This window comes from Delftia sp. S65 (assembly GCF_016516495.1).
In the GTDB taxonomy this organism is placed as follows: Bacteria; Pseudomonadota; Gammaproteobacteria; order Burkholderiales; family Burkholderiaceae_C; genus Comamonas; species Comamonas acidovorans.
Map to the genome: position 1 here is coordinate 78439 of NZ_JACVUR010000007.1, position 21555 is coordinate 99993.

19 protein-coding genes are annotated in these 21555 nt (G+C 67.8%); 9 read left to right on the plus strand and 10 right to left on the minus strand.

The window, feature by feature from the left end; genetic code table 11:
- The first annotated feature begins 17 nt into the window (after positions 1–17).
- The gene (gene dcd / locus IAE24_RS08895) at positions 18–590 is read left to right on the plus strand and encodes a dCTP deaminase (protein ID WP_013803686.1); all 573 of its coding nucleotides are present in this window, start codon (positions 18–20) and stop codon (positions 588–590) included.
- Between the two features lie 136 nt (positions 591–726).
- Here dcd and nadB read toward each other — a convergent pair whose 3' ends face one another.
- The 4 genes from nadB to IAE24_RS08915 all read right to left on the minus strand — a co-directional run bounded on the left by nadB (position 727) and on the right by IAE24_RS08915 (position 6231).
- Complete coding sequence (gene nadB, locus IAE24_RS08900) at positions 727–2229, minus strand: L-aspartate oxidase (RefSeq protein WP_199960581.1); 1503 nt, start codon at positions 2227–2229, stop codon at positions 727–729.
- Between the two features lie 10 nt (positions 2230–2239).
- Positions 2240–3373 carry a quinolinate synthase NadA gene (gene nadA / locus IAE24_RS08905; RefSeq protein WP_071954657.1) on the minus strand — a complete coding sequence of 378 codons (1134 nt, stop codon included), beginning with the start codon at positions 3371–3373 and terminating at the stop codon, positions 2240–2242.
- Positions 3374–3516: 143 nt separating this feature from the next.
- A complete protein-coding gene (locus IAE24_RS08910) occupies positions 3517–5268 on the minus strand; it encodes a sensor domain-containing diguanylate cyclase (protein ID WP_063326915.1) in 1752 nt (583 codons plus the stop codon).
- Between the two features lie 15 nt (positions 5269–5283).
- Positions 5284–6231 (minus strand): delta(1)-pyrroline-2-carboxylate reductase family protein, encoded by a 948-nt coding sequence (locus IAE24_RS08915; RefSeq protein WP_199960582.1) that lies wholly within the window; start codon positions 6229–6231, stop codon positions 5284–5286.
- Between the two features lie 101 nt (positions 6232–6332).
- On the opposite strand from IAE24_RS08915, the gene IAE24_RS08920 reads away from it, so the two are divergent.
- The 3 genes from IAE24_RS08920 to IAE24_RS08930 all read left to right on the plus strand — a co-directional run bounded on the left by IAE24_RS08920 (position 6333) and on the right by IAE24_RS08930 (position 9411).
- Complete coding sequence (locus IAE24_RS08920; RefSeq protein WP_224986416.1) at positions 6333–6689, plus strand: hypothetical protein; 357 nt, start codon at positions 6333–6335, stop codon at positions 6687–6689.
- 108 nt (positions 6690–6797) lie between these two features.
- Positions 6798–7676 (plus strand): KPN_02809 family neutral zinc metallopeptidase, encoded by an 879-nt coding sequence (ypfJ, locus tag IAE24_RS08925; RefSeq protein WP_012204077.1) that lies wholly within the window; start codon positions 6798–6800, stop codon positions 7674–7676.
- Between the two features lie 220 nt (positions 7677–7896).
- Entirely contained in the window at positions 7897–9411 is a 1515-nt protein-coding gene (locus tag IAE24_RS08930; RefSeq protein ID WP_063326913.1) for a DEAD/DEAH box helicase, read from the plus strand.
- 85 nt (positions 9412–9496) lie between these two features.
- Here the strand turns inward: IAE24_RS08930 and IAE24_RS08935 are convergent, their stop codons facing one another.
- Positions 9497–10342: a symmetrical bis(5'-nucleosyl)-tetraphosphatase gene (locus IAE24_RS08935; RefSeq protein WP_180317779.1), complete on the minus strand. Its 846-nt coding sequence runs from the start codon at positions 10340–10342 to the stop codon at positions 9497–9499.
- Between the two features lie 24 nt (positions 10343–10366).
- On the opposite strand from IAE24_RS08935, the gene IAE24_RS08940 reads away from it, so the two are divergent.
- The 3 genes from IAE24_RS08940 to IAE24_RS08950 all read left to right on the plus strand — a co-directional run bounded on the left by IAE24_RS08940 (position 10367) and on the right by IAE24_RS08950 (position 13657).
- Entirely contained in the window at positions 10367–11680 is a 1314-nt protein-coding gene (locus IAE24_RS08940) for a hemolysin family protein (protein WP_012204080.1), read from the plus strand.
- Positions 11681–11780: 100 nt separating this feature from the next.
- The gene (locus IAE24_RS08945) at positions 11781–12071 is read left to right on the plus strand and encodes an H-NS histone family protein (RefSeq protein ID WP_012204081.1); all 291 of its coding nucleotides are present in this window, start codon (positions 11781–11783) and stop codon (positions 12069–12071) included.
- 377 nt (positions 12072–12448) lie between these two features.
- On the plus strand, positions 12449–13657 hold the full coding sequence (locus tag IAE24_RS08950; RefSeq protein WP_013803678.1) for an FAD-dependent monooxygenase: 1209 nt from the start codon (positions 12449–12451) through the stop codon (positions 13655–13657).
- A gap of 18 nt (positions 13658–13675) precedes the next feature.
- Here IAE24_RS08950 and IAE24_RS08955 read toward each other — a convergent pair whose 3' ends face one another.
- Positions 13676–14977 (minus strand): MFS transporter, encoded by a 1302-nt coding sequence (locus tag IAE24_RS08955; RefSeq protein WP_012204083.1) that lies wholly within the window; start codon positions 14975–14977, stop codon positions 13676–13678.
- A gap of 91 nt (positions 14978–15068) precedes the next feature.
- Positions 15069–15944 carry a tryptophan 2,3-dioxygenase gene (kynA, locus tag IAE24_RS08960; RefSeq protein WP_012204084.1) on the minus strand — a complete coding sequence of 292 codons (876 nt, stop codon included), beginning with the start codon at positions 15942–15944 and terminating at the stop codon, positions 15069–15071.
- 163 nt (positions 15945–16107) lie between these two features.
- Between kynA and ada the strand changes: the two genes are divergently transcribed.
- Together ada and IAE24_RS08970 are read left to right on the plus strand one after the other, a co-directional pair.
- The gene (ada, locus tag IAE24_RS08965) at positions 16108–17016 is read left to right on the plus strand and encodes a bifunctional DNA-binding transcriptional regulator/O6-methylguanine-DNA methyltransferase Ada (RefSeq protein ID WP_062794107.1); all 909 of its coding nucleotides are present in this window, start codon (positions 16108–16110) and stop codon (positions 17014–17016) included.
- The gene (locus IAE24_RS08970; protein WP_199960583.1) at positions 17013–18017 is read left to right on the plus strand and encodes a DNA-3-methyladenine glycosylase family protein; all 1005 of its coding nucleotides are present in this window, start codon (positions 17013–17015) and stop codon (positions 18015–18017) included. The genes ada and IAE24_RS08970 overlap by 4 nt, the downstream gene beginning before the upstream one ends.
- Positions 18018–18034: 17 nt before the next feature.
- On the opposite strand, the gene kynU is transcribed toward IAE24_RS08970, so the two are convergent.
- The 3 genes from kynU to IAE24_RS08985 all read right to left on the minus strand — a co-directional run bounded on the left by kynU (position 18035) and on the right by IAE24_RS08985 (position 21429).
- Complete coding sequence (gene kynU, locus IAE24_RS08975; RefSeq protein ID WP_199960584.1) at positions 18035–19339, minus strand: kynureninase; 1305 nt, start codon at positions 19337–19339, stop codon at positions 18035–18037.
- Between the two features lie 67 nt (positions 19340–19406).
- Positions 19407–20036, minus strand: coding sequence for an arylformamidase (gene kynB / locus IAE24_RS08980; RefSeq protein ID WP_043824042.1), 630 nt, complete (start codon positions 20034–20036; stop codon positions 19407–19409).
- A gap of 4 nt (positions 20037–20040) precedes the next feature.
- Positions 20041–21429 carry an amino acid permease gene (locus tag IAE24_RS08985; RefSeq protein WP_199960585.1) on the minus strand — a complete coding sequence of 463 codons (1389 nt, stop codon included), beginning with the start codon at positions 21427–21429 and terminating at the stop codon, positions 20041–20043.
- Between the last annotated feature and the right edge of the window lie 126 nt (positions 21430–21555).

The following is a 21555-nucleotide window of genomic DNA, read 5'->3' on the forward strand; positions in this document are numbered from 1 at the left end:
GGGAACGAGGAATTGCCATGAGCATCAAGAGCGACAAGTGGATCCGTCGCATGGCCGAGGATCACGGCATGATCGAGCCTTTCGAGCCGGCCCAGGTTCGCAACGTCGATGGCCGCAAGATCATCAGCTACGGCACCAGCAGCTATGGCTACGACATCCGCTGCGCACCCGAATTCAAGGTGTTCACCAACATCCACAGCACCGTGGTGGACCCCAAGAACTTCGATGAGAAAAGCTTCGTCGATTTCGAGGGTGACAGCTGCATCATCCCGCCCAACAGCTTCGCGCTGGCGCGCACGGTCGAGTACTTCCGCATCCCGCGCAATGTGCTGACCATCTGCCTGGGCAAGAGCACCTACGCGCGCTGCGGCATCATCGTCAACGTCACCCCCTTCGAGCCCGAATGGGAAGGCTATGTGACGCTGGAGTTCTCCAACACCACGCCGCTGCCCGCCCGCATCTATGCCGGCGAGGGCTGCGCCCAGGTGCTGTTCTTCGAGAGCGATCCCGACGATGTCTGCGAGGTCAGCTACCGCGACCGTGGCGGCAAGTACCAGGGGCAGGTGGGCGTGACGCTTCCCAAGGCCTGACGGCTTTGGCCAGGCAGACAAGGCCCGCAGCGAAAGCTGCGGGCCTTTTTCATCGCCGGGCCGCTCCAAGATGAAAAGCAACCCCCTCGGGGGGGCAGCGGACCTTGCGCAGCAAGGGTAGCGTGGGGGGCATTTTTCATTCCAACAGCGCCAGGGCGGCGTCGACGCGCGAATGTGCGCCGCAGCTCTCGCGCCGTGCGGCGGCAGCCGTGGCCATGAGCCAGCAGACATCGAGCTGATTGCGCAGCGCATGGCCTGCGGCAGGTGCCAGCCTTTCACGCCATGTCGCAATGCGCTGCACGGCCTGCGCCAGGCCCTGGTCGCTGCGCTGTATGCCCACGCAGTCCTGCATGAGCTGGCGCAACTCCTGCGCGACGGCGGCCGTGTCCTGCTCCTGTGCGCCGGCCTGCAGGGTTTCGGTCGGCCGGGCCGGCGCCGGGGCGGCAGCCGGCTGCTGCGCGATGGCCTGGGCTGCAGCCCGCCCCATCACCACGCATTCGAGCAGCGAATTGCTGGCCAGCCGGTTGGCGCCGTGCAGGCCGGTGCGCGCCACCTCGCCGATGGCGCGCAGGCCATCGACATCCGTGCGCCCGTCGATGCTGGCCAGCACGCCGCCGCAGGCGTAGTGGGCGCAGGGGGCCACGGGAATCGGCTGCGTGGCAATGTCGATGCCATGGCTGGCGCACAGGGCCATCACGCCCGGGAAATGCGCCTGCAGCCAGGCACGTGGCCGGTGGGTGATGTCCAGGTGCACGAAGGCCAGGCCATGGCGGTCCATCTCGTGCCGGATGGCCCGGGCCACGATGTCGCGCGGCGCCAGTTCGGCCCGCTCGTCATGGGCAGGCATGAAGCGCGTGCCGTCCGGCAGGCGCAGCAGGGCGCCTTCTCCACGCAATGCCTCGGAGACCAGGCCGGCCGCACGGCCGCCCACCTGCAGGGCCGTGGGATGGAACTGCATGAACTCCAGGTCGCCCACGCGGCAGCCTGCGCGCCAGGCCATGGCCACGCCGTCGCCCGTGGCGGTGGCCGGGTTGGTGGTGGCGGGATAGACCTGCCCCAGCCCGCCCGTGGCCAGCACGGTATGCGCGGCATGCCAGCGCTGCAGGCGGCCATCGGGCAGGCACACCAGCGCGCCGGTGCAGTGCGCAGGCTGTGCTTCGGTCAGCAGGTCCAGCGCGCTGGTGTGCTCATGCAGATCGATGTTCGCGCGCTCCCGGCAGGCGTGCAGCAGGGCGGCGTGCACGGCCTGGCCGGTGCAGTCGGCGGCATGCACGATGCGGCGGCGGCCATGGCCGCCCTCGCGCGTGAGGTGCAGGCCACCGGTGTCGTCACGCGTGAAAGGCACGCCGTGGGCTACCAGCCAATCGATGGCGGCAGGCGCCTGCTCAAGGATGGCGCGCACGGCCTGTGCATCGCACTGGCCTGCGCCCGCGACCAGGGTGTCTGCCAGGTGTTCGTCGATGCTGTCCTGTGCATCCAGCACGGCGGCAATGCCGCCCTGGGCCCAGGCGCTGGCGCATTCCTCGGCCGCGCCCTTGCTGAGCAGGGCCACGCGCAGATGCGGCGGCAGCGACAGGGCGGCGGCCATGCCGGCCAGGCCGGCGCCGATGATCAGTACGTCTGTGCAAGGCTGTGTCATGGCGCTGTCCTCAGGCAGGACCGAAATGCTGGAAGAGCGCTGCATCGCGCGCAAGGTCTCCGCTGGCGCGCACGGGCTGGCGGTGGCCTGCGGCAAAGGCCAGCATGCGTTCGATGGGCCGGCGCGCGGCCTGGGCAATGGCGGGGTCCACCTCGATGGCGCACAGGCCCTGCTCCAGCGCCAGCTCCACGCCGTGCAGGCTGTTCATCGCCATCCAGGGGCACATGGCGCAGCTCTTGCAGGTGGCGCCCTGGCCGGCCGTGGGCGCGGGCAGGAAGGTCTTGCCCGGGTAGCGCATGCGCATGTCGTGCAGGATGCCCTGGTCGGTGGCGACGATGAAGGTGTCGGTGGGCAGCCGGCCTGCCGCGTTGATGAGCTGGGTGGTGGAGCCCACCACATCGGCCTGGGCGGCCACGGCGGCCGGCGACTCGGGGTGAACGAGGATGGCGGCCTGCGGATGCTCCAGCGCCATGGCGGCCAGTTCGTCGGCCTTGAACTCGTCATGGACCAGGCAGGAGCCATGCCACAGCAGCATGTCGGCGCCGGTCTGGCGCTGGATGTGGGCGCCCAGGTGGCGGTCGGGGGCCCAGAGGATTTTCTCGCCGCAGGCGTGCAGGTGGGCCACGATGTCCTGTCCCACCGACGATGTGACCACCCAGTCGGCGCGCGCCTTCACCGCCGCGCTGGTGTTGGCGTAGACCACGACCGTGCGGTCCGGGTGGGCGTCGCAAAAGGCGCTGAACTCGTCTGCCGGGCAGCCCAGGTCCAGCGAGCAGCTGGCGTCGTCGTCGGGCATGAGCACCCGCTTTTCCGGGCTGAGGATCTTGGCGGTCTCTCCCATGAAGCGCACGCCGGCCACGACCAGGGTGCTGGCCTGGTGCTGGGCGCCGAAGCGCGCCATCTCCAGCGAATCGCCCACGCAGCCGCCGGTCTCGCGCGCCAGGTCCTGCAGTTCGCCGTCCACGTAGTAATGGGCCACGAGCACGGCATCGCGCTCGTGCAGCAGGGCGCGTATGCGCTCGGCGGTCCGAAGGCGCTGGGCGCGGTCAAGTTCGGGAGGAATGCGGGCCCAGGCCTCGCCGATGCCGCACTGGCCGGCGAGGGAGAAATGGGGCTTGTCGTACTGCACGGATTTGAGCTGCATGGTGGCTGTCCGGGACTGTGGAAAGGGCTGGTGATGGCTGCGAATAATATGCTCAATTTGAGTATTAGTGTGGTGTTTTTTGCCGCACGGGTGTTTTGCGGCAGTCAGGAAATCGAGGGCGGGAAAAGCGGCGCGGGGCCGCCTCAGCGCTGCAGCTGCACGTTGTTGCGGCCTGCGCCCTTGGCCTCGTACAGCGCTTCGTCGCCACGGCGCAGCATGGCGGTGGCAGTGTCCGTGGTGCCGCGCAGCGTGGCCACGCCCACGCTGGCGGTGACGGGCTCGCCGTGGGCCATGGGCGTGGCGGCCAGCAGTTCGCGCAGTTGCTCGGCAATGACCACGGCGGCATCGGCCGTGGTGTCGGGCAGCAGTGCCAGGAACTCTTCGCCCCCCATGCGGGCCAGCACGTCGGACTCGCGCAGCCGCATGCGGAAGGCGCGCGCCAGGGTGCGCAGCACGGCGTCGCCCATGTCGTGGCCGTGCTGGTCGTTGATGCGCTTGAAGTAGTCCACGTCGATGACGAGCACGCTCAAGGGGCGGCCGCTGCGGCGCGCCAGCGCCATGGCGAAGTCCAACTGGAAGTCGAAGCCCCGGCGGTTGAGCAGGCCCGTGAGCGGGTCGCTGCGCGCCTGGTGCTCCAGTTCGGCATTGGCCTGCTGCAGCTGCAGCGTGCGCTCGCGCACCTGGCGCTCCATGGCCTCGTTGGCCGAGCGCAACTGGGCAATGCTGCCGCGCAGCGCCTGCGAAAGGCGATGCACTTCGCGGCTGCTGTGCAGCTGCGGGATGTCGGAGGCCGCACCGCTGCCGTCGATGCCATTGGCGGCACGGGCCAGGCGCTTGAGATCCTGGCTCAGCCTGCGCGCCACCAGCCAGGCGATGACGGCGGCCACCAGCGCGGCTGCCAGGCCGCCGGCCAGCACCTGGTGCATGGCCTGGCGCGCGGGCGCGTAGGCGCTGTCATGCGGCTGCCGGGCCACGATGTGCCAGCCCATGGCCGTTGCCCGGTTGTGGGCCTGCAGCGGCACGGTGGCCGTCAGAAAGCTCTGCGGGCTGTCCTGCCAGCGCGCCACCTGTACGGGCTGCAGCGTGGCATCGGCCGTATCGGCAGACACGGTATGGGCCACCGGCAGGCGCTGGTCCAGGGCCAGCAGCGGCTCCAGGCTGTCGCCCGGCGCGTGGATCAGCCGTCCACGCCGGTCGAAGATGAACAGGCCGATCTGCCGGTCGGCGCTGTCGGCCTGCTGCAGGGTCTGCATGGTTTCGCGCACCCATTCCCAGCTGCTGTGCATGCACAGCACGCCCTGGGTGAGATCGCCCACGCGAATGGGCGCCGCGAAGTCCATGAACCGGCGCGGCGCGCCGTCGGCCGCAGGCGGCAGCAAGGCGGACATCACAGGCGAGGAGGCGCGCACATCGCCCACATGGACGCGCTGCAGGCCCGGCTCGAACCAGGGCCGGTCGCTGACATCGAGGCCCACCAGCACCTGGTCGGTCGCGCTGCGCACCGTGCCCTCGGCGTCGGCCACGCCGATCCAGAGGCTGGTGGGCGTCAGCGAACGGGCGCGGTTGAGCAGTGCGCCCACGCCCGGGGCCTCCAGCCCCTGGATCCAGAGCTCCGGCGAGGCGGCCAGCACTTCCACGGTATGGGCGCGGCTGAACAGGCCATCGGACAGCTGCCGGGCGGCGTTGGAGGCCATGGCATGCAGCGAGGCGCTGACCTCGCGCTCCATGCGCCAGCGCAACAGCTCGCCGAATGCCAGCGACATCAGCACCGTCACGCCCACCAGCAGCGAGCCGAAGACCAGGGCCAGTTGCGTGCGCAGGCCCAGGCGCTGCCAGCGACTGGGCGCGGTGCTGGAAGCCGGGGCGGGGGAATCCGGGGGGAAAAGCTCGTTCAACGCAGAAATCCGCTTTCAACTGTTCTGGAGTGCGGCCCGGCGCATGGCCAGGCGGGTGGCTGCAAGATCCCAGCCACCCCAGCCGCAGCATTTGAACAGCACGGGCGAATCCGAGCGCGGCCATTGCTCGCGCACCACCTGCTCCAGCGTGGGCAGGGCGGCGACATCGATGCCGGCCTGCAGCAGATCACCGGCCTCATGCAGCGCATCCCCGGTATCGACCACCACGCGGCCCGACTGCAGCAAGCCCTGGCACAGGCCGGGTGCCAGCTCCACCATCTGCGGCGTGAAGGCGCCCACGGCCGAGATGAAGGCATCGCTGCGCGGCGCCTCGCGCAGCACCACGGCCCGGGCGGGCGTGCAGGTCACGATCAGCGGGCAGTGGCGCGCCGCCGCCTCCACATCCTGCACGGCGGTGGCCTGCAGTCCCATGGCCCGGGCCTGGTCGACCAGCGCCTGGGCGCTCTGCGCGCTGCGCGATGCCACCTGAACCTCGCGCACGCCCAGGCCTGCGGCAAAGGCCTGCAAATGGGCCAGGCCCTGCACGCCGGCACCCACGATCAGCAACGGACCCTGCGGATTCGGTGCCAGCCTTTGCGCGGCCAGCAGCGATACGGCGGCCGTGCGCCGCGCCGTGACCGTGGGGCCGTCCAGGATCAGGCGGCGCTCGCCCGTGGCCACGTCGAAGACCACCACATCCCCCTGGATGGTGGCGCGCGGCGTGCCGGCGTTGCCGGGTGTGAAGCTGATCAGCTTGGTCATGGCCACCTGGCCGTCGGTGGCCGGCATGCAAAACAGGCTGCCACCGGCCGGCAGGGGCATCACGATGCGCGCCGGCACCTGCGCTGCCTGGGGCTGCAGCAGAAGGGCGGCGATCTCTTCGGCCAGTTCGTTCCAGGGCAACAGCCCGGCCGTGGCCTGGGCGTCAAGGGCGGTGGAGGAGGGCATGCTGGAATGGCTCATGGCCGCGACTGTACACAGTAGGCTTGGATCGACCAATTCACGATGTGTCCAGTGCTGCGCACAGGCCCGTGAGGGCCTGCGCAGGCACTACGATGTCGCCTATGTCACAAAAGCCTTCTTATCCGCGCGAAGAGCCCCGCTGGGACGGTTCGGCGCGGCCCGAAGCTCCGCGCAAGGAATCGGCCCCGCGCTATGAGCAGCAGCGGCGCGGACCCGCGCCCGAGCCGTGGCAGCGCGAGCAGCCGCCCAGCGAGCAGGCTCCCGCGCCCCGCCGGCCCGGCGAGCCTGCACGCGAGCGGCGCAGGCGCGGCGGATGGGGGCTGGGCCTGGCGGTCGTCATCGGCCTGGGCATCGTCGCCGCGCTGCTGGCCGCCATGGTGCTGGTGGCCCGCGAGCAGGTCCTGCGCAGCCAGGCGCCACCGGCCACCGCCCCCATGGCGGTGCAGCCCGTGCGCTGATACACGCCGTATCATTGCCACAGCTGCGGTCGCTGCAGTCCCGCAGCTTCCGACGTAATATCGCCGCCCGATGCTGCAGGCTGCAGCACAGATCCAGGAGTGAACACCATGAGATGGGATGGCAACCGCGAGTCGGACAATGTGGAAGACCGCCGTGACGAGGGTGGCGGTGGCGGCGGCCCCGTCTTCGGCGGACGCAGCATAGGCATTGGCACCATCGTCATCGCCCTGGTCGGCGGCTGGGTGCTGGGGATCAACCCGCTGACCATCCTGGGTGCGCTCAGCGGCGGCTCGCCGGTGCAGGTGCAGCAGCCTCAGGGCCCGGCCCACAAGCCGCCGGCCGATGACAAGCTCGCCCGCTTTGTATCCACCGTGCTGGCCGATACCGAAGATGTCTGGCGCGATGTGTTCCGCCAGGGCGGTGCCCAATATACCGATCCCAAGCTCGTGCTGTTCCGTGGCGCAACGCCCACGGCCTGCGGCACGGGGCAGTCGGCCATGGGGCCGTTCTACTGCCCTGCCGACCAGAAGGTGTATATCGATCTGGGCTTCTACGAAACGCTCAAGAACCAGCTGGGCGCGCCCGGCGATTTCGCCCAGGCCTATGTGATTGCCCACGAGGTGGGCCACCACGTGCAGAACCTGCTGGGCATCAGCGCCCAGGTGGACCGCGCCCGTGGCCGCGTCAGCAAGGTCGAATACAACCATCTGTCGGTCAAGCTGGAACTGCAGGCCGATTGCCTGGCCGGCGTCTGGGCGAACCGCGCGCAAAGCGCCCGCCAGATCCTGGAGCAGGGCGATGTGGAGTCGGCCATGAATGCGGCATCCAAGATCGGCGACGACGCCCTGCAGCGCGCAGGCGGCGGCGCCGTGGTGCCGGACAGCTTCACGCACGGCACCAGCGCCCAGCGCCAGCGCTGGTTCAGCACCGGCCTGCGTACCGGCAGCGTCAAGTCCTGCGACACTTTTTCGGCTGCTTCCCTCTGAGAAGTACCCCCCCACGCTCGCCTTGCTGTTCAAGGTTCGCCGGCCCCTGCGAGGGGCCGCTTTTTCATCTGGAGGCTGCCAGGCGATGAAAAATGCCCGCCTTGCGGGCCCTCATACCGGGTTTTTGCGGGTTGCGCTCACACAACGCCATGCTTGTCCAGGTGCCAATTGGCGTTATTGCAACGCACAAATCGCGCTAGGTGCGACAATAGCGCTCTCAATGACAAGCTCTTTCTCCAATCTCCAGCTGGCTGAGTCCCTGGCGCGCGCCGTGGCCGACATGGGCTACGAGTCCATGACGCCCATCCAGGCACAGGCCATTCCGGTCGTTCTGACCGGCAAGGATGTCATGGGCGCCGCCCAGACCGGCACAGGCAAGACGGCGGCGTTCTCGCTGCCGTTGCTGCAGCGGCTGATGCGCCACGAAAATACCTCCGCTTCGCCTGCACGCCACCCCGTGCGGGCGTTGGTGCTTTTGCCCACACGCGAACTGGCGGACCAGGTGGCCCAGCAGATCGCCCAGTATGCGAAGTACACCAAGCTGCGCAGCACCGTGGTGTTCGGCGGCATGGACATGAAGCCGCAGACGCTGGAGCTCAAGAAGGGCGTCGAGGTGCTGGTGGCCACGCCGGGCCGTCTGCTTGACCACATCGAAGCCAAGAACGCCGTGCTCAACCAGGTCGAGTACGTGGTGCTTGACGAGGCAGACCGCATGCTGGACATCGGCTTTTTGCCCGATCTGCAGCGCATCCTGTCCCACCTGCCCAAGACACGCACCACCTTGCTGTTCAGCGCCACCTTCTCGCCTGAGATCAAGCGCCTGGCCAGCAGCTACCTGCAGGACCCCGTCACCATCGAAGTGGCCCGCCCCAACGAGACGGCGTCCACGGTGGAGCAGCGCTTCTACAGCGTCAGCGACGACGACAAGCGCTATGCGCTGCGCTCCCTGCTCAAGCAGCGCGACATCCGCCAGGCCTTCGTCTTCTCCAACAGCAAGCTGGGCTGTGCGCGCCTGACGCGCGCTCTGGAGCGTGATGGCCTGCGCGCAACGGCGCTGCACGGCGACAAGAGCCAGGACGAGCGCCTGAAGGCGCTTGAAGCCTTCAAGCGCGGCGAGGTGGATCTGCTGGTGTGTACCGATGTCGCGGCCCGTGGCCTGGACATCAAGGACGTGCCGGCCGTCTTCAACTACGACGTGCCCTTCAACGCCGAAGACTATGTGCACCGCATCGGCCGCACGGGCCGCGCAGGCGCCTCCGGCATTGCCGTGACCCTGGTGACCAACCACGATGCTCGCCTGGTGGGCGAGATCGAGAAGCTCATCAAGAAGAAGATCAACGTCGAGGCCTGCCCCATGGAAGATTTCCGTGGCAGCGCACCGCGTGGTCACCGTTTTGACGAGCTGCCGCGCCAAAGCAGCGGCGGCTACGGTCGTGAACGGGATCGCGGCGCCGAGCGTGGCGATCGCGGCGGTGATGCGTCGCGGGGCAGTTCCGGTTTTGGCCATCGCGGCTCGCGCATGGCCCAGCGCCCGGCGCACTCGGACCCGTTCTTCGACAAGCCCTACGAGGCATCCGCCAGCGTCGATGCGAGCTGGGACAGCCAGGGTGCTGCCGCGCCCAAGGCGGGCAGCGGCATCAAGCCCAAGCGCAAGCTGGCCGCGCTGTTCAAGGCGCCTGTTGCGCCTGTCGCTCCGGTCCCGCCTGTGGCACCCGTCGCCACTTCCGAGGTCTGAGCGCCGCGCAAGCCGCCTGCCTCACGAAAAACGCCTGCCTTGCAGGCGTTTTTTCATGGGCGCTCGCTCATGGGCGTCGTCCAGGTCAGCCCGGGGCCTGCGCCTGCGGGCAGTCCACCTGGATCAGTTCCCGGTCCGCCAGGTGATCGCCGAAACGCATCATGCTCAGGCAGCCGCCCCAGACGCAGCCGGTGTCCAGCGCCACCAGGTCGGGCCGGCTGATGTGGCCCAGCGTGGACCAGTGGCCAAACGCAATCGTTGCGCTCGCCGTGGCGCGGCCCGGCACATCGAACCAGGGCATGAGGCCGGGCGCCGCCTGCTCGGCCGACTCGGTGCTGTCGAAATCCATGACACCCTGTGCGGTGCAAAAGCGCAGCCGGGTCAATGCGTTGACGATGACCCGCAGGCGCTCCCAACCCTGCAGGTCCGGTGACCAGCGATCAGGCTGGTTGCCGTACATGGCCTGCAAGAAATCGGGCAACTGCTTGCTGCGCAGTACCGCATGCACCTCGCCCGCCAGCGCCATCACTTCCTGGCTGCTCCACTGCGGCAGCACGCCGGCATGGACCATCAGCAGTTCCTCGCCATGCGCCATGCGGTGGCTGCGCGCCAGCGGCTGGTGGCGCAGCCAGTCCAGCAGCTGATCGCGGTCGGGCGCATCCAGCACCCGGGCCAGCGTGTCGCGCCGGCTGCTGCGGCGCACGCCCTGGGCGGCGGCCAGCAGGTGCAGGTCATGGTTGCCCAGCAGGGCGCGCATGGAGTCGCCGGCGGCCATGCAGGTGCGCAGCACCTTGTCCGATTCCGGGCCGCGGTTCACAAGGTCGCCCAGGATGTACAAGGTATCGCGGCTGGCGGAGAAGTCCACGCGGTGCAGCAGGCGCTCAAAGGCGTCGTGGCATCCCTGGATATCGCCGATACAGTAAAGTGCCATGGTCTTCTTTCTGATATACGAACCATGGATTTTCTGCTGATCGCGTTGCTTACGCTGCTCAATGGGGTGTTTGCAATGTCCGAATTGGCACTGGCCTCCAGCCGCAAGGCTCGGTTGGTGGCACTGGCTGAAACAGGCGACAAGGGTGCGGTGGCAGCACTGGCCTTGCTCGAAAACCCCACGCAATTTCTTTCTTCGGTGCAGGTGGGCATCACCTCCATCGGCCTGCTCAACGGCATTTTGGGCGAGGCGGCCTTCAGTGACGGGCTGGCCGCATGGCTGCTGGGCCTGGGAATTCCGGAACGCGCGGCCAGCATTTCTGCCACGGCGCTCGTCGTGACCGTGATCACCTTCGTCACCATCGTCTTCGGCGAGCTGGTGCCAAAGCGCATAGGCCAGCTTTATCCCGAAACCGTGGCCACGGTGGTTTCCCGGCCCATGACCTGGGTGGCGTCGGCTGCAAAGCCCTTTGTGCGGCTGCTGGCCTTTTCCACGCGCGCCATGCTGACTCTGCTGCGCATCAATGAATCCGCAGCGCGCGCCGTGACCGAAGAGGAAATCGTGGCAAGCCTCGCCGAAGGGCGGGATGCCGGAGTGATCGAGGCCAACGAGCACCAGATGGTGCAAAACGTCTTTCACCTCGATGACCGCTCACTGACGTCGATCATGGTCCCGCGCGGCGACGTGCAATGGCTGGATGCCGACATGACCGTCACCGAGGCATTGCAGGCCTCGGCCGACGACCACTCGAAGGGCGGGCATTCCTGGTACCCGGTGTGCCGCAATTCGCTGGATGACGTGGTCGGCATCATCAGCGTGGCGCGCCTGCTGGCATTGGGCTCGGATGCCGCGGGCACCACGCTGTACGAACATGTGCTGCCGGCTTCTTTCCTGCCCGAGACGCTCAGCGCCATGGAGCTGCTGGAGCAATTGCGTGCCCGGTCCGGGCGCATGGTGTTTGTGGTGGATGAATATGGCGTGGTGCAGGGCATCATGACGCCCCGGGATTTGCTCGAGGCGATTACCGGCGAGTTACAGCCTGTGACCGAGGCAGAAGCCTGGGCCATGCAGCGCGAGGATGGCTCCTGGCTATTGGACGGCCTGATGCCCATATCGGAGCTGAAGGCGCGCCTCGATATTCGTGATCTTCCCGATGAGCACCGCGGCCGATACAACACCGTGGCGGGCCTTCTCATGGCAGAAAGCGGTCATTTGCCCATTCTGGGGGAACGGGTCAGCTGTGCGGGCTGGATCTTCGAGGTCATCGATCTCGATGGCAAACGCATTGACAAGGTGCTGGCCATATCGGATTTATCCGAGAACTACTCTTCGCAATAGGCAGCAGCGATATTGTGGGTTTTGCTTACATGCGTCTTGCGCCATGGGCTGATTATGTTTTTATAATGAAAGCTCTTAAACTACTTTCAAGGCGCATACCATGAGCTCTTACAAGGAACTGCTGAAGCAGCGACAGGAACTGGAGCAACAGATCCAGGAAGCACGCAAGCGCGAGCTTGCCGACGCCGTGGGACAGGTTCGCAACTTGATTGCCGAATATGGTCTGACTGCCGATGATGTGTTTCCTGCAGCTCGTGGTCGTACCGCTGGCACAACCGGCGCCAAAGTGGCTCCCAAGTACCGCGATCCCGCAACCGGCCAAACCTGGACCGGACGCGGCAAGCCGCCAAAGTGGATTCAGAATCAGGACCGTGAGAAGTTTGTCATCTGATTTTCCCGTCGCGCATGAAAGAGCCCGCCCAGTGCGGGCTTTTTTCATTGTCACGGCCATTTGTCAAAAGATTGTCTCAGTTGAGAATCTCTATCATCCGCGGCGTAAAGTGTGGATCCGTGTATGGACATTTCCAGAGCGGTGATGCAAAGGCCGATTTTTGGCCGCGCCGCACAGGTGATGGTTGGGTGATGTCCTTTATGGCAGTCTGGTGCGTGGCGAGATGCCCGTTTTTGGGATCTTGATGCGCCTCAATGCCTGGGGGATGCGCGCATGTTTCAGAAGATTCCGAGCGTTCTTTGGTTTTCTTCAGCGGTGTCGGACTTGAATAATCAGGCCCCGGCCGCCATGGGTGGCGGCAGGGGCACAATACGCACATGAACAAGCAGGTGTTGATTGCCGGCGGCGGCATTGGTGGCCTGGCCGCCGCCATCGGTGCGTCGCGGGCGGGTTGGGAAGTGCGTCTTTTCGAGCAGGCGCCCGCGCTCAGTGAAGTGGGCGCCGGAATCCAGATCGGTCCGAATGTCGTGCGGCGGCTTCAGGCCTGGGGCCTGCAAAAACCGCTGCAGCAGGTGGTGGCATTGCCGGGCAGCCTGCGCGTGCGCAGCGCAGTCACCGGGCAGGAATTGGCGCATATGCCCTTGGGCAGCGAGTCCGTGCAACGCTATGGCGCGGCCTACGCCACCATCCACCGGGCCGATCTGCAGCAATTGCTGCGGGAAGCCGCTCAGACTTATCCGGGCATGCACCTGAACCTGGGCCAGCCCATCGAGAGCTTTTCCGAGACCGACGGCGTGGTCACCGTGCGAACCCGGGCCGGCAAGCTGATCGAAGGCGATGCCCTGGTCGCCGCCGACGGCGTGCGCAGCGTTCTGCGCCAGCAGTTGCTGGGCGACGGCCCGCCGCGTGTCACCGGGCACCTGGCCTACCGCGCCCTGGTGCACCAGGCCCAGTTGCCCAAGCGCCTGCGGGCCACCGATGTCACGGCCTGGCTGGGCTCGCGCATGCATGCCATCCAGTATCCCGTGCGCCGGGGCGAGCTGCAGAACCTGGTGATCATCATCCAGGGCCCGGCGCCCGAGGATCTGGCGAACTGGGACCATGCGGGCAATCTCGACGATCTGGTGCGGGTGCTGCAGGGCAGTTGCCCCCAGCTGCTGGACCTGGTCCAGCATGTGCCAGCGGCCGGTGGAGACTGGCGGCTGTGGCCGGTGGGGGACCGCCCGCCCGTGCAATCGGCCGCGCAGATGGCGCGCGGCGTGGTGGCCTTGCTGGGCGATGCGGCCCATCCCATGCGCCCCTATCTGGCCCAGGGCGCCGGCATGGCGATTGAAGATGCAGCGGAGCTGCAGCGCGCCCTGTCCATGCACGATCTCGACGTCAACATGCGCCTGCGCCGCTACGCGCTCAACCGCTGGCAGCGCAATGCGCGCGTGCAGGCACGCTCGCAGCGCAACGGCCGCATCTTCCACGCCACGGGTCCCGTGCGCTGGGGGCGTGACCTGTCGCTGCGCCTGCTGGGCTCCCGGCTGATGGATCTGCCATGGCTGTACCGTGGCGATGGCTCGGCCGCCAACGCCTTGTAGAGACAGAGACTCCGGCCGCTAGGCGGCGGATGCCTGGCGCAGCAGCGGCGAGGAGGGCAGGAAACGGAACGCGGTCGACGCGCCCACCAGCGTGGCTGCAATCGAGATCATCACGGCCTTGTAGGGCTCCACGCCCCAGGCCTCGGCCCAGGCCGCCACCCAGCCCGTGAACCATTGCACCAGGGCCACGCCCAGGAACATGGCCATGGTGAACAGCGACAGTGCGCGGCCGGTCATCTCTGGGGGGTAGGAAGCGCGCACATCGGCGTACTGCAGCACCGAATAGCCCGACAGCAGGCCCATGGCGAAGATCAGCGCCACATTGGTCCAGCCATGGTGCAAAAAGGCCATGAGCATGAACAGGCTGCCCATGAGCAGCGAGTAATTGGTGAGCCAGCGCCGGCGCCGTCCTGGGCCGGGATCCATGCGCCCGAAAATCGCGGGGCTGAACAGCGAGATCATCGATACGACCAGCGCCACATTGCCGCTTTCCACCAGCGAAAAGCCATAGCGATGGATGAGCAGCGGCCCCAGCCACAGGCCGCGCAGCGCCAGAAACGATGCATAGCAGGCCATGGCCAGCAGGACGATGCCCAGCGTGTGCGGCAGCGTGAACAGCTCGGCCATGCGGCGTGCCGCCACGCCCCAGCTTTCCCGTGCGGCGGTCTGTGCTCCGCTGCGGGCGGGCTCGTGCACGCGCCACCAGATCAGCAGCCACGACAGGGCCGACATCACGGCCAGCAGCGCAAAGCCCGAGCGCCAGCCGAAATGCTGGACCAGCCAGGCCAGTGGCGTGCCTGTGAACAGCAGCCCCAGTCCACCGACACCCATGCCCACGCCCGACAGAAAGGCAAAGCGGTCCATGGGAAAGTGGCGCGAGATGAACATGGTGCAGGCCAGAAAGGCGGGCGAGCAGCCCACGCCGATCAGCAACTGGCCCACCATCAGCCAGCCGTAGTTGGGTGCGGCGGCGGACAGTGCCGACCCCGCAATCGCCAGCGGAAACGACAGCAGCACCGTGCGCCGCAGGCCGTAGAGGTCCATGCCGATGCCCATCAGCAACTGTGCCACGCCGAAGGACAGGCCGAACAGGCCGGCGAAGGCGCCCAGCGACTGGGCGGTGAGCCCGAAATCCTGCTGCAGGCCCGTGGCCATGACCGAGGTGATGGTGCGAAAGGCCTGGCTCAGCGCAAAGGCCGAGAGCAGGGACAGCAGCATGGCCCACAGCAGCTGGCTGCGCGGCGGCGGTGCTGCGGGGGAGGTCTGCGAAGCCTCTGTGTGTATGTTGTTGTGTGGGGGCTGTTGTGGCGCTGCGGACACGGTATTTCTCCTGGCGCCGCAGCTTACCTGTTTGCGCGCCTGCGCGCTGTCGCCACCGCAGCGGTCTGCCGTCGGTGGCGCCCGCCAGTTCTTACAGCTCGGTGCGCAGCGCCCAGATTTCGGGGAATAGCACCACGTCCAGCATCTTGCGCAGATAGCTGACGCCGCCGGTGCCGCCCGTGCCGCGCTTGAAGCCGATGACGCGCTCCACGGTCGTCAGATGGCGGAAGCGCCACAGGCGGAAGGCGTCCTCGATGTCGGCCAGCTTTTCGCCGAGCTGGTACAGGTCCCAGTGCTTGTGGGGATCGCGGTAGACGGTGATCCAGGCCTGCTTGACGCCCTCGCTGGCCTCATAGGGCTGGGTCCAGTCGCGCTCCAGCCGGTCGGCGGGCACGTCGATGCCCTCGCGCGCCAGCAGCTGCAGGGATACGTCGTAGAGCGAGGGCGAGCGCCATGCCGTCTCCACCTGGGCCAGCAGGTCGGGCCGGTGGGCATGGGGCTGGAGCATCGCGGCGTTCTTGTTGCCCAGCGAGAACTCGATGCAGCGGTACTGGTAGCTCTGGAAGCCGCTGGAGTTGGCCAGGTAGGGGCGCATGGCCGTGTACTCGGGCGGGGTCATGGTGGACAGCACGGTCCAGGCGCTGACCAGTTGCTCCATGATGCGGCTCACGCGGGCCAGCATCTTGAAGGCGTCCGCACGCGTGCCGCCTGCGATGGCGGCCGTGGCGGCTCGGACCTCATGCAGCATCAGCTTCATCCACAGCTCGCTGGTCTGGTGCTGGATGATGAACAGCATCTCGTCATGCGCGGGCGACAGCGGATGCTGTGCCGTGAGGATCTGGTCCAGGTGCAGGTAGTCGCCATAGCTCATGGACTGGCTGAAGTCCAACTGGGCGCGCTCCTCTTTGACGATGGATTCGGTGCGGCCGGGGCTGTTCATGGGGCAGCCGGAGTGTTCGGTGGTCATGTGGGAGTCTCGCAAGTCTCGACGCGGAAAATGCAGGGCGCAGCGTAACCGAATCCCGCGCTGAAATCCTGCGGGTTGCAAGAAGCGGGATGCGCGGGTGCTCCGGGCTGCGTAGAGTAGGGCATCCGATGACCCAGAAAGACATGCCGTGTCCAACCAAGCCATGAATCAAGCCAGCGATGCCACTGCCAACCCCACGGCCCTGGTGGCCCGATGCTGCCGCTGGCTGGAGACCGAGGAGCCCCCACCCGCCCTGGGCCAGCTGGCCGAACGCTCGGGCCTGAGCCCCTGGCAACTGCACCGATTGTTCAAGCAGGCCACGGGCCTCACGCCCAAGGCCTATGCCAAGGCCCATCGCGCGCATGCCTTGCGCGCGGCGCTGCAGCCGGGCCAGAGCGACTCGGTCACCGATGCGGCCTACTCCAGCGGCTATGCGGCCAGCAGCAGTTTCTACCGCGACGCAGGCGCCATGCTGGGCATGGCGCCCGGCGACTACCGGCGCGGCGGCATGCGCCAGACCATCCGCTTTGCCGTGGCCGAATGCACGCTGGGCAGCATCCTCGTGGCCAGCACCGAGCGCGGCGTGTGCTGCGTGCTGCTGGGCGACGACGCCGAGGCCCTGGTGCAGGACCTGCAGCAGCGCTTTCCGCTGGCCGAGCTGGTGGGCGGCGATGCGGGCTTCGAGCACACCGTGGCCCAGGTCGTGGCCCTGGTCGAGCAGCCGCGCCGCGGCCTGGCGCTGCCGCTGGATGTGCAGGGCACGGTCTTCCAGCAGCGCGTGTGGCAGGCGCTGTGCGCCATTCCGGCCGGCCAGACCCTGAGCTATTCGGAACTGGCCCTGCGCCTGGGCATGCCCACGGGCGCCCGCGCCGTGGCCAGCGCCGTCGCTGCCAACCCGATTGCCGTGGCCGTGCCCTGCCACCGCGTGGTGCGCAACGACGGCAGCATCTCCGGCTACCGCTGGGGCGTGGAGCGCAAGCGTGCCCTGCTGCTGCGCGAGGCGCGCCAGGCGCAGGAGGCGGCTGGCAAGGACGCTGGGCACGCACCGCTGCGCCAGGCAGGAAGCGCATGAGCGGGCAAGGGCACGGGCAAGGGCGTTGCACCGGCCAGATCCATCAGGCGCAGCAGCAACTGACGCTGCCGGCCGGCTACCGCATGAACGAGTTCTGGGGCTTTCACCGGCGCGATGCCCAGCGCCTGTCCGAATGCGATCTGCAGGACGGCGACACCATCCGCATGCACAAGGGCCTGATGTGGAAAGGCCTTCCCACGCTGCTGACCCTGGAGCTGACGCCGCAGTGCGAAGAGGCGGCCGTGGTGCAGGCCCGATGGCGCCTGCCCGCCGGTGCAGGCGCCATCACCGGCATGGACGATGTGCTGGCCGCCATGCTGCGGCGCATGTTCGGACTGTCCCAGGATGTGGGCGAATTCGAGCGCCGTTTTGGCCGCCATGCGCGGCTGGGGCCGCTGCTGGCGCGCCAGCGTGGCCTGCATGTGCCGGCGGCCTGCACGCCCTGGGAGGCGCTGAGCTGGGCCGTCACCGGGCAGCAGATCAGCGTGGCGGCAGCCGTGTCGCTGCGCCGCCGCCTGATCGCCGCAGCCGGCCAGCCGGTGGCGCTGCACGATGGCCATGCCGACGCGCCGCAGCAGCTGTGGTGCATGCCGGAGGCCGCCCAGCTGGCGCAGATCGGTGAGGAGGATTTGCGCGCAGCCGGCTTTTCGCGGAGCAAGACGCACACGCTGCGCCTGCTGGCCCAGGCCGTGCAGTCGGGTGAATTGCCGCTGGACGACTGGGCGGCCCTGCCTGAACTGCCGGTGGCCGAGATCCGCGAGCGGCTGCTGGCCCTCAAGGGCATAGGCCCGTGGACCGTGAACTACATGCTGCTGCGCGGCTATGGCCACCTGGACGGCCCGCTGCACGGCGATGTGGCCGTGCGCCGGGCCCTGGCCCTGCTGCTGAAGACGGACGCCATGGATGCGGCGCAGACCGAGTTATGGCTGCGGGACTTCGCACCCTGGCGCGCCCTGGTCGCGGCCCATCTCTGGGCCTCGCTGTCGTCCACGGCGTTCTGAGCGCCGGGCTTCAGGCTTCAGGTCACCGCATTGACGCGGTTGAACTCCGGCTTGCGCCATTCGCCCGATTCCAGCACCTGGCGCAGGTGCTCCACGGCATGCCAGACATCTTCGAATCCCACGTACAGCGGCGTGAAGCCGAAGCGCAGGATGTCCTTGTGCAGGCCCGTGCCGTCGCCCTTGCGGAAGTCGCCGATCACGCCGCGCGCGATCAGCGCCTGCACGATGGCATAGGCGCCGCTGTCCTTGCCGTCCACGCCCAGTCCCTCCTCGCGCGTGAGGCAGACCTGGGAGCCACGCCGGCCGTGCTCGCGCGGCGTGGCCAGGCCCAGGCCGTGGCCCTGGCAGCGTTCCTCGACCAGGGCGATGAACAGGTCGGTCAGCGCCAGCGACTTGTTGCGCAGCGCGTCCATGCCGCCCAGCGGCTCCACGGCCGTGAACACGTCCAGGCCGCACTGCAGCACGCTCAGGCTGACCATGGGCTGGGTGCCGCACAGGTAGCGCTGTATGCCCTGGGCCGGGTGGTATTCCGGCACGAACTTGAAAGGCTCGGCATGGCCGAACCAGCCCGACAGCGGCTGCCAGAAGCGGTTGAGCAGGCGCGGGTTGGCCCAGACAAAGGCCGGCGCACCGGGGCCGCCGTTGAGGTACTTGTAGCTGCAGCCAATGGCGAAGTCTGCATTCGCGCTCTTGAGATCGACAGGCACGGCACCCGCGCTGTGGCACAGGTCCCAGACGCAGAGAATGCCCTTGCCCTGCGCGGCAGCCGTCACGGCAGCCATGTCGTGCATGGCGCCCGTGCGGTAGTTCACATGGGTGAGCATGCAGATGGCCACCTCGTCGGTCAGCGCGCCGGCAATTTCCTCGGGTTCGAGCAGCACCAGCTCCAGGCCGTATTCCTGGCAGACCGACTGGGCGATGTAGAGGTCGGTGGGGAAGTTGCTGCGCTCGCTGATCAGGCGCTTGCGCTGCGGCGCGTCCTCGCGCGCAATGCGGGCCGCCGCAGACAGCACCTTGTAGAGGTTGATGGAAGCCGTGTCGGTGAACACCAGCTCACCCGCGCCCACGCCCAGCCAGGGGGCGAACTGGTCGCCCAGGCGCTGGGGCAGGCTGATCCATCCGGCATCGTTCCACGAGCGGATCAGGCCCTGCGCCCATTCCTGCTGCACCACCTCGGCCACGCGCGCGGCGGCGGCGCGGGGGCTGGCGCCCAGCGAATTGCCGTCAAGGTAGATCACGCCTTCGGGCAGCGTGAATTGGTCGCGCAGGGCGCGCAGCGGGTCTTGCGCATCGAGGGTGAGGCAGTCTTGCAGGCTCGTCACGGGGTCTCCTTGGGTATCGAAAAGGCGAAAGGCGCGGGCAGGGCCGGCGCCGCAATGCGGGCAGGGATCAGGCCAGGGCGCGCAGCACGGCGCGCACGGGCGAGGCATCGGCCTCGACCAGCTTGAGCGGCAGGGCGATGAGCTCGTAGTCGCCCTCGGCCACCTCGTCCAGCACCAGGTTCTCCAGCACGCGCAGGCCGCGCCGGCGGATCACCTGGTGGCTGTCCAGGCTCTTGCTGCTGGCCGGATCGATGCTGGCCGTGTCTATGCCGATGAGCTTCACGCCCAGATCGGCCAGCCGCTCGACCGTGGCCGGTGCATAGGCTGCCAGTTCCTGGTCCCAGGTGGTGGGGGCGCGCTCGTAGGTGCGCACCAGCACGCGTGCCGGAAGATGCTCCACGGCGTGGGCGATGTGCTCCCATTCGACCAGCGGTCCCTTTCCGATGGCGTGGATCACGCGGCAGGGGCCGAGGAAGGCGTCCAGGTCCACGTTGCCGATGGATGCCCCGTCGGCGTCATAGTGCAGCGGTGCATCGGCATGCGCTCCCACATGGGGCGACAGCGTGATGGCGCTGACATTGACCGGGCAGCCCGGCCCGATGGTGGCGCACCATTGCTGGCTGTAGGCCGTGTCGCCGGGAAAGACGGGGCTGGCGGCCTGCACGGCCGGGGAGATGTCCCAGAGTCTGCGGGTCATGGTTTCAGTCCTTCTTGCGCGTTTGTGCGCGGGGCCGGTACCACAGCGCGTACACCAGGGCCAGCAGGCCCAGGAAGGGCAGGCCCGTGAGCAGCGTCATGTGGAAGACCTCGGTGAAATAGGTGGTGACGATCACGCCCAGCATCAGCGCGGCGCCGGCCAGCGTGAACAGCGGAAAGCCCCACATGCGGAACTGCAGGCGCTGGCCCGGATGCTCGCGCGACCAGCGCGCGCGGAAGAACAGATGGGTCACGAAGATCATGAACCAGGTGAACATGGCGCCGAACATGGACACGGACATCATCCACAGCAGCGAGCCCTCGGGCTTCCACAGGTTCACGGCCACGGCCACGGCAATGCCCAGGCAGGAGATGGCAATCGCCGCCACGGGCACGCCGCGGCTGTTCAGCCGCCCGAACACCGAGGGCGCATAGCCGCCGCGCGACAGGCTGAACATCATGCGCGAGGTCACATACAGCTGGCTGTTCATGGCCGACAGCGCGGCCACCAGCACCACGAAGTTGATGATGCTGGCAGCGCCCGGGATGCCGATGATCTCCATCACCTTCACGAAGGGGCTCTTGTCCGTGCCGGCCTGCTGCCACGGCACGATGGCAAGCATCAGCGCGATCGTGGCCAGGTAGAAGATCACCAGGCGCGCCATGGTAGTGCGAAAGGCCCGGGTGATGGCGCGCTTGGGGTCCTCGGCCTCGCCGGCCGCCACGGCCACGGCCTCCAGGCTCAGGTAGCTGAAGATGGCGATGATCACGGCCACCCAGGTGCCCCACAGGCCCTTGGGGAAGAAGCCGCCATCGGCCGTGTAGTTGAAAAAGCCGATGCCCTGGGGCTGCGACCCGAACACCACCCAGGCGCCGATCAGGATGAAGGCCACGATGGCGATGATCTTGACCATGGAAAAGCCGTACTCCACCTGGCCGAAGGCCTTGACGCTGCTGGCGTTGACGGCCACCAGCGCGCCCGAGAACACCAGCACCCAGATCCAGCGCGGCACGTCCGGGAACCAGTAGCCCATGTAGATGCCGATGGCCGTCACCTCCATGCCCACGGCCAGCACCACGGCGGCCCAGTAGGCATAGCGGACCATGAAGCCGGCCAGCGGGCTGATGTAGTGCTCGGCATAGGCGCCGAACGAGCCCGAGGTCGGGTGGGCCACCGTCATCTCGGCCAGGCAGCCCATGAGTAGCAGCGAGATCAGCGCGCCGATGGCATAGCTGACCAGCACGCTGGGCCCGGCGAAGCCGATGGCGAAGGCGCTGCCCATGAACAGGCCGGTGCCGATGGCGCCGCCAATGGCGATCATCACCATCTGGGCGGCGGACAGCTGCTGGCGCAGGCCGGTTTCTCGTTGCTGAATGTCTTGGAAGGCGGCCATGGTGCGCGGCAGGTGGGGGCTGAAAGCGGAAGGCGTAAGTATCTGCGCTTTCACCGCCGGCCCCGGACTGGCCGCTGCAAAACCATGGGAGGGTCCGGCCCAGATGCGGTCGGCTCAGGTGTGGCC